Annotated in this window: 13 protein-coding genes; 5 read left to right on the top strand and 8 right to left on the bottom strand. The window is 72.2% G+C overall.

Going from position 1 to position 15,443, the window contains the following annotated elements:
• The first annotated feature begins 8 nt into the window (after positions 1-8).
• Positions 9-521 carry a 5-(carboxyamino)imidazole ribonucleotide mutase gene (gene purE, locus WFH25_RS18095; RefSeq protein ID WP_071295772.1) on the top strand — a complete coding sequence of 171 codons (513 nt, stop codon included), beginning with the start codon at positions 9-11 and terminating at the stop codon, positions 519-521.
• Between the two features lie 30 nt (positions 522-551).
• On the opposite strand, the gene WFH25_RS18090 is transcribed toward purE, so the two are convergent.
• Positions 552-1,694: a glycosyltransferase family 4 protein gene (locus WFH25_RS18090; RefSeq protein WP_071303777.1), complete on the bottom strand. Its 1,143-nt coding sequence runs from the start codon at positions 1,692-1,694 to the stop codon at positions 552-554.
• 57 nt (positions 1,695-1,751) lie between these two features.
• The gene (locus WFH25_RS18085) at positions 1,752-2,807 is read right to left on the bottom strand and encodes a lysylphosphatidylglycerol synthase transmembrane domain-containing protein (RefSeq protein WP_261647174.1); all 1,056 of its coding nucleotides are present in this window, start codon (positions 2,805-2,807) and stop codon (positions 1,752-1,754) included.
• Between the two features lie 29 nt (positions 2,808-2,836).
• Here WFH25_RS18085 and WFH25_RS18080 point away from each other — a divergent pair, with 29 nt between their 5' ends.
• Entirely contained in the window at positions 2,837-4,015 is a 1,179-nt protein-coding gene (locus WFH25_RS18080) for a glycosyltransferase family 4 protein (RefSeq protein ID WP_336698870.1), read from the top strand.
• Between the two features lie 124 nt (positions 4,016-4,139).
• Here the strand turns inward: WFH25_RS18080 and WFH25_RS18075 are convergent, their stop codons facing one another.
• The 6 genes from WFH25_RS18075 to WFH25_RS18050 are packed head-to-tail and all read right to left on the bottom strand — an operon-like array spanning position 4,140 to position 11,625.
• Positions 4,140-6,269 (bottom strand): acyltransferase family protein, encoded by a 2,130-nt coding sequence (locus WFH25_RS18075; protein WP_071295769.1) that lies wholly within the window; start codon positions 6,267-6,269, stop codon positions 4,140-4,142.
• Between the two features lie 60 nt (positions 6,270-6,329).
• Complete coding sequence (locus WFH25_RS18070) at positions 6,330-7,265, bottom strand: NAD-dependent epimerase/dehydratase family protein (protein ID WP_336698869.1); 936 nt, start codon at positions 7,263-7,265, stop codon at positions 6,330-6,332.
• Entirely contained in the window at positions 7,262-8,113 is an 852-nt protein-coding gene (gene rfbD, locus WFH25_RS18065; protein WP_309779936.1) for a dTDP-4-dehydrorhamnose reductase, read from the bottom strand. Before rfbD ends, WFH25_RS18070 begins: the two co-directional genes overlap by 4 nt.
• A 14-nt stretch (positions 8,114-8,127) precedes the next feature.
• Positions 8,128-9,114: a dTDP-glucose 4,6-dehydratase gene (gene rfbB / locus WFH25_RS18060; protein ID WP_070418472.1), complete on the bottom strand. Its 987-nt coding sequence runs from the start codon at positions 9,112-9,114 to the stop codon at positions 8,128-8,130.
• Positions 9,111-10,694: a DUF2142 domain-containing protein gene (locus tag WFH25_RS18055; protein ID WP_336698867.1), complete on the bottom strand. Its 1,584-nt coding sequence runs from the start codon at positions 10,692-10,694 to the stop codon at positions 9,111-9,113. The genes rfbB and WFH25_RS18055 overlap by 4 nt, the downstream gene beginning before the upstream one ends.
• Positions 10,684-11,625 (bottom strand): glycosyltransferase family 2 protein, encoded by a 942-nt coding sequence (locus WFH25_RS18050; RefSeq protein WP_070418474.1) that lies wholly within the window; start codon positions 11,623-11,625, stop codon positions 10,684-10,686. The genes WFH25_RS18055 and WFH25_RS18050 overlap by 11 nt, the downstream gene beginning before the upstream one ends.
• Before the next feature lie 85 nt (positions 11,626-11,710).
• Between WFH25_RS18050 and WFH25_RS18045 the strand changes: the two genes are divergently transcribed.
• The 3 genes from WFH25_RS18045 (at position 11,711) to WFH25_RS18035 (ending at position 15,079) form a co-directional block, all read left to right on the top strand.
• Positions 11,711-12,319: a dTDP-4-dehydrorhamnose 3,5-epimerase family protein gene (locus tag WFH25_RS18045; protein WP_070418475.1), complete on the top strand. Its 609-nt coding sequence runs from the start codon at positions 11,711-11,713 to the stop codon at positions 12,317-12,319.
• 19 nt (positions 12,320-12,338) lie between these two features.
• Positions 12,339-13,202, top strand: coding sequence for a glucose-1-phosphate thymidylyltransferase RfbA (gene rfbA / locus WFH25_RS18040; protein WP_336698866.1), 864 nt, complete (start codon positions 12,339-12,341; stop codon positions 13,200-13,202).
• Between the two features lie 125 nt (positions 13,203-13,327).
• Positions 13,328-15,079: a glycosyltransferase family protein gene (locus tag WFH25_RS18035; protein ID WP_336698864.1), complete on the top strand. Its 1,752-nt coding sequence runs from the start codon at positions 13,328-13,330 to the stop codon at positions 15,077-15,079.
• Positions 15,080-15,443 lie beyond the last annotated feature (364 nt).

The raw sequence follows: 15,443 nt of genomic DNA, 5'->3' as shown, positions 1-15,443 counted from the left end.
CTCGTCGCGTGACCGACACCGCAGCCCCCGTCCAGCCGCTCGTCTCGATCATCATGGGGTCGGACTCCGACTGGCCGACGATGCGCGCCGCGGCGGACATGCTGACCGAGCTCGGCATCCCGTTCGAGGCCGACGTCGTGTCCGCCCACCGCACCCCCGACAAGATGACGCGGTTCGCCCGCGGCGCCGCTGCCCGGGGCATCCGTGTGGTCATCGCGGGCGCCGGTGGGGCGGCGCACCTGCCGGGCATGGTGGCCTCGATGACGACGCTCCCGGTGATCGGCGTGCCCGTGCAGCTCGCGCGCCTCGACGGACTCGACTCGCTGCTGTCCATCGTGCAGATGCCCGCCGGCATCCCGGTGGCGACGATGGCGATCAACGGAGCGGCGAACGCCGGGCTCCTCGCCGCGCGCATCATCGGCTCGGCCGACCCCGCGATCGCGGCGCGCCTCGGCGAGTACGCCGAGGGGCTCGAGCAGCTCGTCGAGGAGAAGGCGCAGCGCCTGCGCGACTCGCTCTAGCCGGCGGCACCCTGCAGCAGGGACCGACCGCTAGAGGTCGGCGTGCAGCTGCCAGGTCTCGGCGGCCGAGTCCTTCCAGTCGTACATGCGCGCCCGGTCCGGACCCGCGACGGCCAGCTGCCCGGCGAGCAGCGGGTCGTTGACGACCTGGTAGACCGCCTGCGCCAGTCGTTCCGGGTAGGAGTCGCGGGGATCGCGGGCGACCGTCACACCGGCGTCCGACGCGACCTCGCGCACGGCGTCGTCGTCCGAGTGCACGACCGGCGTGCCGAAGCTCATCGCCTCGATCACGGGGAGCCCGAACCCCTCGGCGAGGCTCGGGAACACGAACACCGTCGCCCGGTCGTACGCCACGGCGAGGTCCTGGTCGTCGATCCGTCCGAGCACCTTCACGCGGTCGCGGGACAGCCCTGCGCGCTCCGCGGTGCCGTACACGTCGACGTCGCCCCAGCCGTCCGGGCCGGCGATCACGAGCGGGACGTCGGCCGGGGCGTCCGGGTGTGCCATCGCCTCGATCAGGTACTGCAGGCCCTTCCGGGGCTCGAGCGTGCCGACCGCGAGCACGTAGCGCTCCGGCAGGCCGAGCCGCTCGGCACGGAGGTCGGCGTCGACGGGGGTCCGCAGCCGCCCGCTCGGCGCCCCGCCGATGACCCGGAGCCGTTCGTCGAAGCGGTGGATGCCGTTCAGCGTGGCCGCGACCGCGTGGGTCGGCACGACGACGGCGTCCGCGTGCTTCCACGCGCGCTTCACCATCGCCCGGTGGAAGTGGACGCCGCGGGGCGTGAGGGTCTCGGGGTGGGTCCACGGCACGGTGTCGTGCACGGTGACGACCGTCTGCCGGCCCGGATCGCTGAACCGGTCGTGCTTGACGAGGGGCGCGAGCACGCTCGGCGAGTGCACCATGCCGCGTCCGACGCCGCCGACGAAGCCGCCCTGCCACGCGAGCGAGAGCTCACGGCGGGGGAGCGCCAGGCGGTCGAGGTCGCCGAGACCGGGGAGCAGCGTGCGGATGTGCGCGAGCTCGTCCTTGCCGACCGCCGAGACGATCCCGGCGACGTCGGCACCCTCCGGGGCACCCGCGATGAGGTGCCGTGTCAGTTCTTCGGCGTACCGACCGATGCCGCCGGGGACGGGGGCGACGATCTGGTCCACGACGACGTGGAGTGTTGTCATGCGGTGCGCCTCCTCGTGGTGCTGTGGTGCGCACTGCGCGGCCGGAAGCCGACCATATCAGTCCGCGCGGGGAGGGACCGGGGCGCCGGATCGGGGCGTGGCGGCGGCGGTCACGCGGCGGTGCCGGGCGGCGAGGGCGGCCCCGACACCGGCGAGCACGACGTCGCCGATCGTCATGAACACCCGGCTGATGACGGCCAGCGCGAGCGGGGCGGAACCCCCGGCGACGCTGCCGAGCAGGAGCACGAGGATGCCCTCGCGGGGGCCGATGCCGGCGGGGGCGATGACCACGATGAAGCCGACGAGCCAGGCGACGGCGTACGCACCCACGGCCACCGGGAACAGGGTCGGGGAGTCGGCGCCGAAGACCCGGAGCACGACCGTGGCCTGCACGCCGTACGCGATCCACATGACGAGCGACCAGACGAGCGACATGACCGTGCCGGACCAGGTCAGGGTGGTGTCCTGCGGCGGGCGGCGGAGCACCCGGAAGGCGATCGCGATGAGCCGACCGAGCACGGGCGGGGTGAGGCACACCAGGCCGACGACGATCACCGGGATGAGCCACCAGAAGGTCGCGAACCCGGTCGACGAGGCGAGCAGGACGGCGACGATCCCGACGATCGCGGCCGTGACCATGCTGACGAGCATCGAGGCCAGCGCCGCGACCGCGCTGCCGGTGCGCTGCAGGCCGTGCGCACGCCCGAGCTCGGCCTGAGCGGCGATCGACCACACACCGCCGGGGATGTACTTGCCGAGCTGCCCGACGAAGAAGATCGAGGACGCCGCGGCCAGGCGCACCCGGTACCCGCTGGCGGCCATCATCGCGCGCCAGGACAGCATGTTCGCGACGAGGGCGACGATGGTGAAGACGATGCCGATGCCCACCGTGGCAGCGTCAAGCCGTGCGAAGTCGTGGACGATCTTGTCCCACTGCTTCGCGATGCTCCAGACGAGGAAGGCGACGGCGATGACCGCAGCGACCCACTTCACGACGGTCAGCACGCGAGCGCGCCGACCGGTCGTCGGCACCGCGCCCGTGGCGACGTCGGAGGAGGTGTCGAGCGGGTCCGGTGACCCTGCGGCCGACCCCGTAGGCTGTTGTGCGTCCATCGACCGACAACTCTAAGGGAGCGCGCTGGATGCGACCCGATCCGGATCCCCGTCCGACCCTCCTCGTCGCCGCGTCGACCTTCCCGGCCGAGGCCGGCGACGGCACGCCCGGCTTCGTCCTCGACCTCGCGACCGCCCTCTCGGACGAGTACCGCGTCGTCGTCGTCGCCCCGATGACGAAGGGCGCCCGCGCGCACCAGCGGATCGGTGACGTCGAGGTCCGTCGGTACGGGTACTTCCCGGCCCGGTGGCGCGACCTGGCGGACGGCGCGATCGTCGACAACCTCAAGGCGAAGAAGTCCCGCTGGCTCCAGGTCCCGTTCTTCTTCGGCTCGATGGCCGCCGCGCTCCGCCGGGAACGCCGGCGCTCACAGCCCGACGTGGCCCTGCTGCACTGGATCATCCCGCAGGGTGCCGTCGGCCAGCTCGTGCTCGGCGACCTGCCGCGCGTGGTGACCACGCTGGGCGGCGACCTGTACGCCCTGCGCAACCCGGTCCTCCAGCGGGTCAAGCGCTCCGTGATCCGCAGCGCCGCGTCGGTCACCTGCATGAGCACGGACATGGCGCGCGAACTCGGCAAGCTCGGCGCCCGCGACGACCAGGTGCACGTCGTGCCGATGGGCGTCGACCTCGAGCCGATCACCCGCGCGGTGGCGCGCGAGACCCGGGTCCCCGGCCGGGTGCTCTTCGTCGGCAGGCTCGTCGAGAAGAAGGGCGCGATCGTCCTGCTCGATGCCCTCGACCGGATGGCCGAGCAGCCGGCCGAGGTCGCCGTCGTCGGCGACGGTCCGCTCCGCGCGCAGCTCGAGGACCGGGCCGGGTCCGCCGTCACGTTCCTCGGCGCCCGTGGCAAGGAGGACCTCGCGTCCGAGTACGCCAAGGCCCGCATCGCGCTCTACCCGTCCGTCCCCGCCGCGAACGGCGACCGCGACGGCCTGCCCGTCGCCCTGCTCGAGGCGATGTCCGCCGCGTGCGCGATCGTCGCGTCGGCCGTGCCCGGCATCGTCGACGTCATCGAGGACGGCGTGAACGGCCTGCTCGTCGAGCCCGGCGACGCCGCGGCGCTCGCGGCTGCCGTGGACCGCCTGCTCGCCGACCCCGAGCTCGCCGAGCGGCTCGGCCGCGCCGCGGCCGAGACGGCGGCCGCGCACACCGTGGACGCCGTCGGCGACCGGTACCGCGAACTGCTGGCGGCCGCGCGCCGCTGACGCGCGTCCCTGCGGGTCAGGAGGGGGCCCCACCAGCCGGTACCGGCGCACCGCGCCAGCGGGGTGACGGCCGTGTCTGGAGGGACGGTGCGGGCCCGCACCGCGCCTCCTGGACCGCATCAGGTCACCGTGAGAACGACGCGAGCTTCTGCTTGAGCTGCTGGTCGATGTACGGCTCCAGCGACTTCGCCCAGGTACCCGTGATGTGGCTCGTGTCGCGGTAGACGAGCACGCCACCGATCACGGCCGGGCAGGTGGTGTCCGTGCAGTAGTACTTCGTCAGGTCGAGCACGCTGCCCGTGCCTCCGGCGGCGGTGAACGCCGCCATCGCCTCAGCCGACGAGTCGGTCTGGGCGAGGGCCACGGACCGCGGGTTGTCGCAGGACGAGTCGGTCGGGCCGGTCATCCGGCTCACGCACGCGACGACGTCGCGTCGGGGGACCGGGTTGTCGCGGACCGCGATCACGGGGAGGTCGTCGCCCGCTGCCTGCTGCCACGCGTCGAGGAGACCGGCGCGGGTGGCGTCGTCGCGCTGCTGGCCCTCGGGGGCGTCCACCGGCATCTGGGTCGTCGAGTGCGCGACGATCAGGGCGTCGGCGTCCCGGTGCTGCTCGACGAACGCGATGGCCTGCTGCTTCCAGCGGTCGCAGCCGCGACCCGAGGCGGGGCTCAGGGACTGCTGGTGCGCGGTGGTCAGGTAGCACCCGCCGATGCCGGCGAGGTCGATCCGCCAGCCGTTCTTCGCGGCCAGGTCGCGGTAGACGCCGAGCAGGGTGTTGCTGTGCGAGTCGCCGATGACGAGCAGGTGCTTCGAGTAGCCCGTGGTCTTGCCGAGCACGCAGGTCTCGAAGCGGCCGCTCCAACACTTCTTGATGTTCGGGTCCGGCTCGTCGGGTGACGGGTTCGGGTCGTCCTCCTTGGCGGCCGACGGCGCCGGGACACGGACGTCGGCGAGCTTCGGGTCCACGCACGGCTTCGCTGCGCTGATCTGCGCCGCAGCCCCGAAGCACGAGACCTCGCCGTCCTGCAGGCGCTTCGTGAAGGTCGCGGCCTGGACCTCCTGGACGTGCACGGCGGTCAGCGTCGAGACGCCGAGTGCCGCGACGACCACGGTGCAGACGACGCCGAGGACGGCGACGCGACGCGGGCGCAGGGTGCGCACCCAGCCGGAGAACCGGAGCGGCTCCTCGAACCACACCGTCGTGACCGCCGCGAGGACGAGCGACACCACCAGGACCGCGAGCTTGCTCTTCCAGCCGAGCGGGTGGTCGAGCCAGATCGGCACGATGACGACGAGCGGCCAGTGCCACAGGTACAGCGAGTACGAGATGCGGCCGACGAACGCGATGGGGCGGACGGCGCCGAGGAGCTCGAACAGCGTGCCGGCACCGAACGTCACCATCAGGGTCGCGCCGACGACCGGGAGCGCGGCGGCGATGCCGGGGAACGGCGTCGCCGGGGTGATCACGACGAGCGAGGCGAGGAGCGCGAGCGCCCCGACGATCGCGGCACCCGAGCGGACGGACCGGGCCACGACCGTGCGCGGTGCGGGGAGCGCGACGGTCGCCGCGAGCCCGCCGAGCGCGAACTCCCACGCGCGGGTGGCCGTCGAGAAGTAGGCGACGCCGGGGTTCGTGTTCGTCTGCACGATGCACCAGACGAGCGAGACCACGACGACCGTGCCGAGCAGGATCCGAGCCGTGGTGACGGGGGAGACGCGCTTCCGCACGACGAGCGTGAGCAGGAGCAGCAGGAGGGGCAGCGCGATGTAGAACTGCTCCTCGACGGAGAGCGACCAGAAGTGCTGGAACGGCGAGGCCTGGTTGTCGGCGTCGAGGTAGTCGACCGAACTGGCCGCCAGCTCCCAGTTCTGCGCGTAGACCGTCGAGGCGATCAGCTCGCGGCCGTACTGCGACCAGAGGGCGCTCGGGACGACGAGGAGCACCGCGGCGCCCGTCGCGAGGATCGTCAGGAACGCGCCGGGCAGCAGCCGCTTCGCCCGCCGGGACCAGAACTGCCCGAGTCGGATCCGCCCGGTGGAGAGCTGCTCGCGCAGCAGGTGGCCGGTGATGAGGTAGCCCGAGATGACGAAGAAGACGTCGACGCCGACGAACCCGCCGTGCAGCCGGTTCGGCCAGAGGTGGTAGACGACGACGGCGAGGACTGCGAACGCCCGGAGCCCCTGGATGTCCCAGCGGGTGGTGTCCCGGGCGCGGTGTGCGGGTCCGCGGGGGTCCTCGGTTGCAGTGCTCACTGACGCCAATCCTACGAGTTGTCGTGCGATCCTCGGAAACGGACGCGGCTTCGGGGACGTTCAGATCCGGGCGGCACGCAGGGCGTCGACGGTGTTGCGGACGCCCTGGCCGAAGTCGGTGAAGTCGCGGGCGTCCACGGTCGGCAGCACCCGGGAGGCGAACCGGAGGTCGAGGCCCTGGTAGGTCGCCGAGGGGTCGGCACCGTGGCGGACGTCGAGGGGTTCCCCGAAGGCGTCCTCGACCGCGGCGACGACCTCGGTGATGGTGGCGCTGCGGCCGGAGGCGAAGATCTTGGTGACGGCGGTGCCAGCGGCGGTCGACCGTTCGGTCGTGTCCAGCGCGTCCAACACCATCGCCGCCGCGTCGTCGATGTAGAGGTAGTCCCGCGTCGTCTCCGTCGGGACGTAGATCGACGACGGCCGGCCCTCGAGGTGCGCGAGCGCCAGCTGCGACACGAGCCCCTGCGCCTTGCCGAGGTTCGCCCCGGGCCCGTACAGGTTCGAGAACCGTCCGACGAGCAGCCGCGCACCGGTCGACTCGGCCCAGGTGCGGAACCGCGCTTCCGACGCGAGCTTCGACCGGCCGTACGGCGCGAGCGGAGCCGGCTCGGAGTCCTCGTCGAACGGGGCCGGCGAGGAACCCGCGTAGACGGCACCCGCCGAGGACGCGAAGAAGAGCGTGCCCGGAGCGGCCTCGTCGCCCGCGAGGGTCTCGAGCACCCGCCCGATGAGCTGCTGCTCGGCCTCGAACACCTCCGCACCGGTCGCGACGACCCCCGTCCCGGCGCACCAGACGACGCGCCAGGGGGAGTCCGGCGTGCGGACGCCCCGGATCGCCGTCACGAGCGCCTCGACCGCGGCGTCCTGGTCGTCCCAGGGCACCGAGGCCGCGCGGACGTCGGTCCCCGGTGCCGCCTCGGCCGCACGACGGACCGCGCGCCCGAGGAAGCCTCCGGAGCCGACGACGAGCGTCGCCGGGGTCGACGAGGCCGTCACGCTGCGAAGACCCCGGCGGCCGTCGCCGCGTGCAGCGCCTCGCGCCAGTCGCGCATCGGCGCCAGGCCCGCGCGGGACCAGCCGTCGTGCCCGAGCACGCTGTACGCCGGACGCGGCGCGGGACGCACGAAGGCGGCGCTGTCGGTCGGGAGGACGCGGTCCGGGTCGAGCCCGTTCTCGGCGAAGATCGCCTTGGTGAAGTCGTACCAGGACCCCTGGCCCGAGTTCGTGCCGTGGTAGATGCCCGCCGGGGCGTCCGCGTCGACGAGCTCGACGATGCGCGCCGCGAGGTCACCCGTCCACGTCGGCTGCCCGACCTGGTCGGTCACGACGGACACCGTGTCGTGCGTCTGCGCGAGCCGGAGCATCGTCGCCGCGAAGTTCGGCCCGTGCGCGCCGTAGATCCACGCGGTCCGCACGATGTACGACGAGTCCGGCGCGATCCGGCGGACGTGTGCCTCGCCCTCGGCCTTGGTCCGGCCGTAGGCGTTCAGCGGGTCCGTCGGGGCGTCCTCGGCGTAGGGCGCGGTGCCGTTGCCGTCGAAGACGTAGTCCGTCGAGATCGTCACGAGCTTCGCGCCGTGCCGGACGGCCGCCTCGGCGAGGAGCCTCGGGCCCGTCGCGTTGACCGCTGCGGCGTCGGACTCGTGCGTCTCGGCGTCGTCGACCTTGGTGTACGCGGCCGAGTTGATCACGACGTCGTGGCCGGCGACGGCGGCGTCGACCGCGTCGGGGTCCGTGATGTCGAGGTCGGCGCGACCGAGCGCGGTGACGTCACGACCCTGCAGCGCGAGCTGCAGGTCGCGACCGAGCATGCCGGCGGCGCCGGTGATCAGGGTGCGGGTCATCGTGGCGTCCGGGCTCAGGCGAGCGCCGCGCGCTCCTTGAGGGGCTCCCACCACGCGCGGTTGTCGCGGTACCACTGGACGACGTCGGCGAGACCCTGCTCGAACGGCACCTGCGGCTCGTAGCCGAGCTCCGCCTGGATCTTCGAGATGTCGACCGAGTAGCGGAGGTCGTGGCCGAGGCGGTCGGCGACGCGGTCGACGTACGACCAGTCCTTGCCGGTCGCGTCGAGCAGCAGCTGGGTGAGCTCCTTGTTGGTGAGCTCGGTGCCGCCGCCGATGTTGTAGATCTCGCCCGCGCGGCCCTTGGTGAGCACCAGCGCGATGCCACGGGTGTGGTCGTCGACGTGCAGCCAGTCGCGGATGTTGTTGCCCTCGCCGTAGAGCGGGACGTGCTTGTCGTCGATGAGGTTCGTGACGAACAGCGGGATGACCTTCTCGGGGAAGTGGTACGGCCCGTAGTTGTTCGAGCAGCGCGTGATCGAGAGGTTCAGCCCGTGCGTGCGGTGGTAGCTGCGGGCGAGCAGGTCGCTGCCGGCCTTCGACGCCGAGTACGGCGAGTTCGGCTCGAGCGGACGCTCCTCGTCCCACGAGCCCTCGCTGATGGAGCCGTAGACCTCGTCGGTGGAGACGTGCACGAAGCGCTCGGTGCCGTGCCGGAGCGCGGCGTCGAGCAGACGCTGGGTGCCGACGACGTTCGTCTCGACGAAGATGCCGGAGTCGCGGACCGAGCGGTCGACGTGGGACTCGGCGGCGAAGTGCACGATGGCGTCGATGCCGGGGATGACCTCGTCGAGCTTGGCCGCGTCGCGGATGTCGCCCTGCACGAAGGTGTAGCGCGGCGAGTCCGCGACTGGGGCGAGGTTCTCGAGGTTGCCCGAGTAGGTCAGGGCGTCGTAGACGACGACCTCGGCGCCCTCGAGTCCGGGGTACGCGTCCTGCAGGGTGCGACGGACGAAGTTCGAGCCGATGAAGCCGGCTCCGCCGGTGACGAGGATCTTCACGAGGTCAGGTTCCTTTTCGGAGTCGGTGACGTTGGATCGATGGACGAGTGTAGCGGGGCGTCCCGGAGCAGCACGTTCCGGCGGGCCTCGACGAGCGCCCAGACCACCGCGACGGCGGCGAGGAGCAGCACCACGACGAAGCCGTACCGGCCGGCGGGCGTCAGGTTCACGAGTCGACCGAGACCGGCGACCGTGACCTGCAGGTGGGTGTTCTCGTAGAAGCCGCGGTAGGCGACCGTCAGGCCGTAGAGCCCGATCACGGGGAAGCCCCAGAGCGCGAAGGAACCGACGCGGCCGCGCTCCGGTGCGCTCGTCACGAGGTTCCGCCACGCGATCGCGCTGACGGCGATGAGCGGGACGAGCCCGATGAACAGGTAGCGGCCCTGTGCGCCGGCGATGAGCTGCGTGTCGTCGTACGAGGAGAAGTTGTTCTGCAGCTGGATCACGAGCGTCAGCGCCGGCAGGACGAGCAGCACGATCGCCGTGCTGCGCTGCGCCGTGCGACGGAACGCCCACCCGACGATCACGGCGAGGGCGATGACGGTCAGGGAGTCCGTGAGGATCTGCGTCATCGGGTAGCGGAGCGCACCGAACTGCCCCCAGAACGACGAGGTGAGGCGGTCCCACTCGACGTTCATGAACTCGCCGAAGTTGGCGCTCGTCTCGCGGCCCCACGGCTTGTCCTGGCGGACGGCGCTCACGCCGTCGGGCTGGAGCGTGCCGAAGAGGACCAGGTTGCGGATCCACCACCACGAGCCGGCCGCGGCGACGATCGCGCCGGCGACGGCGGTCCGGCCGATGCGGGCGCCCCACGACAGGGTCCCGTGGCCGGCGACGAGCAGGGCGATCGCGACGAACGGCACCGTCGGCAGCCCGGTGCCCTTCACCGAGCAGACCGCGGCGACGGCCACCCCGAGCCACACGGCGATGCGCCACCGGTGGTCGCCGGTGAGGGCCCGGGCGGCGAGCCACGAGATCACGGCACCGAGCACGATGACGGGCGCGTCGTTCGTGACGGACGAGCCGATCTGCGCCAGCTGTGGCACGGCGAACAGGGCGAGGACGCCCACGATCGCGGTGCGCGGAGAGCGGGTGACCCGCCGGACGGTCGCCCACGTCAGGAACGGCAGCGGGAGCAGCACCACGACGTCCATCAGGCGCAGGGCCATGACGCCGATGTCCCAGCGCAGGTGGAAGAACCCGATCGCCTTGAGCACGACCGCACCCACGCCGTAGTAGGTCGGCGGGTGCTGCGACATCTGGTTGACGAAGTCGTGGTTGCCCGGGTTCTCCGCCGTGAGCTGCGCGACGGTCGCACGGTCCGCCGCGGCGACGTTCGTGGACTGCCCCTGCTCGACGTACGTCGTCTTGAGCAGGTCCATGTCGCCCGGCGCCGGCCACCCCTTGCCGAGCGCGAGCTGTTCGGCGGCGTCGAAGTGCGCTGCCTCGTCCGGGGCCGCGAACATCGGCGTCAGGAAGGCCCACAGCGTGAGCAGCAGCGCGAACGCAGCCGTCAGTGCGATGACGGCGCGTCGTTCCCCCCGGGTCACCGGCAGTGCGGCGGTGACCTCAGTCGCCATAGCGCTGGAGTTTCTGCAGGTCGAGCTGTTCCTCGGCCAGCGTGCGGTTGAGCCGCGTGAGGTCGGCGACGACGCCGATCACGATGCTGAGCACCGCGGTGATGAGCAGGACCACCCCGAGGATGATCGACTGCAGGTGGTTGCCGCCGGTGTGCATCGCGAGGAGCACCAGGTACCGGACGAGCGGCCACGCCCCGAGCGCGCCGAGGATCGCCGCGACCCAGAGGAAGAGCGCCATCGGGCGGTACATCAGGTACACGCGGGCGATCGCCGACCCGGACTGGAACATGTGCTGCCAGATGTTCTTGAACAGGCGGGACTCGCGCGTCTTCGGGTTCGTCGTGATCGGGATCGACGCGATCGCCAGGCGCTTGTACCCGGCCTGCACGATCGTCTCCATGCAGTAGCTGAAGCGCGTCACGATGTTGAGGCGGATGAGCGAGTACTTCGAGTACGCGCGGAACCCGCTCGCGGCGTCCGGCAGGTCGAGGCCCGCCGCGCGCGAGGCGACCCACGAGCCGAAGCGCTGCATGAGCTTCTTGAACCCGGAGAAGTGCTCGATCGTCCGGGTCTGGCGGTCGCCGATCACGATCTCGGCTTCCTTGCGGAGGATCGGCTGGACCAGCTCGGCGATGTGCGCCTGCGGGTACTGGTTGTCACCGTCGGTGTTCACGACGATGTCGGCACCGTGGAGCAGCGCGTAGTCGACGCCGTCCCGGAACGACCGGGCGAGGCCCATGTTCGTGGTGTGGTGCACGAAGTGCCGGACACCGTGCTCCTTGGCGACCTCGACCGTGCGGTCGGTGCTGCCGTCGTTGATGACCAGGATCTCGATCTCGTCGATGCCGTCGATCTGCTTCGGGATCGAGTCGATGACGCTGGCGAGGGTGTTCTCCTCGTTGAGGCAGGGGATCTGGACGAATAGCTTCACGGGCTCGCTTGGTCTCGTTTCGGGAGTCGGCAGTGCGCAGAACCATGACAGCCTATGCGAACTCGCGCCTTGCTAGGCTTCCCCGGTGCAGATCCGCGAACTGAAGATCCCCGGCGCGTGGGAGTTCACGCCCGTCCAGCACGGCGACGCACGAGGAGCATTCCTCGAGGCGTACCGGGCCGACGTCCTCGAGGAGACGGTCGGCCACCCGCTCGACCTGCGGCAGGTGAACATGTCGATCTCGGCGGCCGGCGTCGCACGGGGCATCCACTACGCCCTCGTCGCGCCGAGCCAGGCGAAGTACGTCACCGCCGTCCGCGGGGCGTTCATCGACTACATCGTCGACATCCGCGTCGGCTCCCCGACGTTCGGGCAGTGGGACTCGGTCCGCATCGACGACGTCGACCGCAAGGCGGTGTACCTGTCCGAGGGGCTCGGCCACGCGATCGTCGCGCTCGAGGACCAGTCGACGGTGAACTACCTGGTCAGCGCGCACTACAACCCCGAGCGCGAGAAGGGGATCACGATCCTCGACCCGACCGTGGGACTCACGCTGCCGGACGGGCTCGGCGAGCCGGTCCTCTCCGAGAAGGACACCAGCGCACCGACCCTCGAGCAGGCTGCCGCCGCAGGGCTGCTCCCCACCTACGAGGAGTGCTTGGCCTACACCGAGTCCCTCCGTACGACGAAGTAACGAAGCAAAGGACGCACCCGTGAAGGGCATCATCCTCGCCGGGGGTTCCGGCACCCGTCTCTGGCCGATCACCAAGGGCATCAGCAAGCAGCTCATGCCGATCTACGACAAGCCGATGGTCTACTACCCGCTGTCGACGCTGATGATGGCCGGCATCCGCGAGGTGCTGGTCATCACGACGCCGGATTACAACGACCAGTTCCGCGCGCTCCTCGGCGACGGCTCGGCCCTCGGCATGGACATCCAGTACGCCGTGCAGCCGAGCCCGGACGGCCTCGCGCAGGCCTTCGTCATCGGCGAGGACTTCATCGGCGACGACAGCGTCGCGCTGGTCCTCGGCGACAACATCTTCCACGGCACGGGCCTCGGGACGAACCTCCGCAAGAACACCGAGGTCGAGGGCGCGACGATCTTCGCGTACCACGTGGCCGACCCGAAGGCGTACGGCGTCGTCGAGTTCGACGACAGCTTCACCGCGGTCTCCATCGAGGAGAAGCCGACCGAGCCGAAGTCGAACTACGCCGTCCCCGGCCTGTACTTCTACGACAACAAGGTCATCGAGATCGCGAAGACGATCGAGCCGAGCGCCCGCGGGGAGCTCGAGATCTCGACCGTGAACGAGCGCTACCTCGACGCCGGCGAGCTCGGCGTGCAGGTCCTCGACCGCGGCACGGCCTGGCTCGACACCGGCACGTTCGAGTCGATGATGCAGGCGTCCGAGTACGTCAAGGTGATCGAGGACCGTCAGGGCTTCAAGATCGGCTGCATCGAGGAGATCGCCTGGCGCAACGGCTGGATCGACGACGCACAGCTCGCCGACCTCGCCGCCCCGCTCGTCAAGGGCGGCTACGGCGTCTACCTCCAGCGGCTCCTCTCCGCCTAGTCACCCCCGTGGCGCCCGGCTCTGGTTGGTTCGGTCGACGCCGCCGTCGCGACGCGACGCCCTCCGGCCCCGATGCGGTCCAGGAGGCGCGACACCCGTCCGCGACGGCGGCGCCGCCCGAGCGGGTGGCCGGGTTCGACGGCCCGGCGCAGGTCCGGCAGACCGGCGTCACCGTGCTCCTCGTCAGCCGGTCCGACCGGCACGACCGGTTGCCCGCGATGGTCATCGCTGCCCGGACCGCCTTCGGTCCCGAGGTGGACGTCCGTGCCGTGGCCTACGTCGCGGACGCCTCCCCGGTCCTGCCGTCGCCCCGGGGCGTGCCGTGGGTGCGGCCGGACGCCGTCGACGGCATCGGATCGGCCGTGAACGCCGGGGTCGTCGGTGGGGTGCGGGGCGTGCTCGTCGTGGTGGACTCGACGGTGGGCGTCACCGACCAGGACCTCCAGGTGCTCGCCGAGGCCGGTGCGCACGGTGTGGCGCAGGCCCGGGTCTGGCTCGCCGACGGCTCCGCACGCCACGGGGCCCGGCTCCTCCGGCCCGGGGCGCTGCCCTGGAGCGACGACACCGCGTCGGTCGTGCCCGGCGACGACGGACTCCGGTCGACGATCCTCACCGCACGCGACACCGCAGCCGCTGCGACCGTCTTCGCCGCGGACCAACCTGCACTGGCGATGCCCGGGCGTGCGCTGGTACCGGCACCGTGCCTCCCGGACGAACGCACCACGCTGTCGGCCTGGAGCCGCGCGGTCGCGGACCGCACCGATCGTGACGTCGCGCTCGTCTGGGCGCTCGAGCGCTCGGACGAGGCGGGGCGCACCGTCGACGCGGCGACCGTCGACGCCGTCTCGGCGTGGCGCGACCGCGCCGTCGACGGGACCGGCTCGGTCGTGGCCGGGCCACCGGTGCCGCCGTGGGGCGCTCGGCCGGTGACGCCCGCGGCCCCGACGAGGTCGGCCACCGAGCAGCTCGCGTGGTCGCTGAAGATCGCCGCGCCCGCCGGACCCGAGGGCGACGGCTGGGGCGACGTGCACTTCGCGGCCGAGCTGGCCGCCGCGCTCGAGCGACTCGGACAGCGGGTCCGCGTCGACCGCCGCGACGCCCACGTGCGGGACGACGACGGCGCGGACGACGTCACGCTCGTCGTGCGCGGGCTCGACCGGGTGCCGCCGAACCCGGCGTCCGTGAACCTGCTCTGGGTGATCAGCCACCCGGACGACGTCGCGGACACCGAACTGCGGTCGTTCGACCGGGCGTTCGCGGCGGGTCCGGCATGGGCCGCCGCGGCGAGTGCGCGGGCGGGCGTGCCGGTCCGGACGCTGCTGCAGGCGACCGATCCGGCGGTGTTCCGCCCGGGCGTGTCGTCGGGGCCCGACGCCGGCCGCGTCGTCTTCGTCGGCTCCACCCGCGGTGCCGCTCGCCCCGTCGTCGCGGACGCGGTCGCACTCGGTGCCGACCTGCGCGTGCACGGGCCCGGGTGGGAGGACGTCGTGCCGGAGTCGTCCCTCGGGGCGCCGTCGTTGTCCCGCGCCGAGGTCGCCCGTGCCTACGCGTCCGCCCGCGTCGTGCTGAACGACCACTGGCCGGACATGGCCGCCGGGGGGTTCGTGTCGAACCGGGTGTTCGACGTCCTGGCCGCCGGGGGAGTCGTGGTGACCGACCCCGTCGTCGGGCTCGGCGAGGTGCTCGACGTGCCGACGCTGGCGGTGGCGGGGTCGCGGGAGGACCTCGCGGCGTTGCTCGACCCGGCGTACCCGTGGCCCGCCGAGGCCTCGCGTGCCGAGGTGGCCGCGCGCATCGCCGCCGAGCACTCCTTCGACGCCCGTGCCCGCGTGCTGCTCGACGCCGCGCGCGCCGAGCGCGCGCGCCTGCGGCGCTGAGCGCGCCGCGCGCGGCGGCCGCCGCTGCGGCGGCGTCGAACCACGTTCGCGACGTCGAACCAGGCCGCGCGCCTGGTTCGACGTCGGATTCGTGGTTCGACACGGGTGCGTGGCGCTGCGCGGCGCGGCCGCGCGGGCGGGGTCGCGCCGTCGCACAACCAAAGCCGCGCCGAACCGGGGGAAGGCCCGGCGCGAAGTGGTTTCGGTTGTGCGACGCCGCGCGGCGCGGTGCGCCGCGCCGCGGCTGTCGCGGCCGCGGCGTCGAACCACGTTCGCGCCGTCGAACCAGGCCGCGCGCCTGGTTCGCCGTCGGATTCGTGGTTCGACGCGGGCGCGCCTGCGGCGCCGCACAACCAAAGGCGCG

The organism is Curtobacterium sp. USHLN213, from assembly GCF_037144815.1.
GTDB lineage: Bacteria > Actinomycetota > Actinomycetes > Actinomycetales > Microbacteriaceae > Curtobacterium.
Note: the sequence above shows the minus strand (reverse complement) of the source record. Positions and strands in the feature narration are given on the sequence as shown.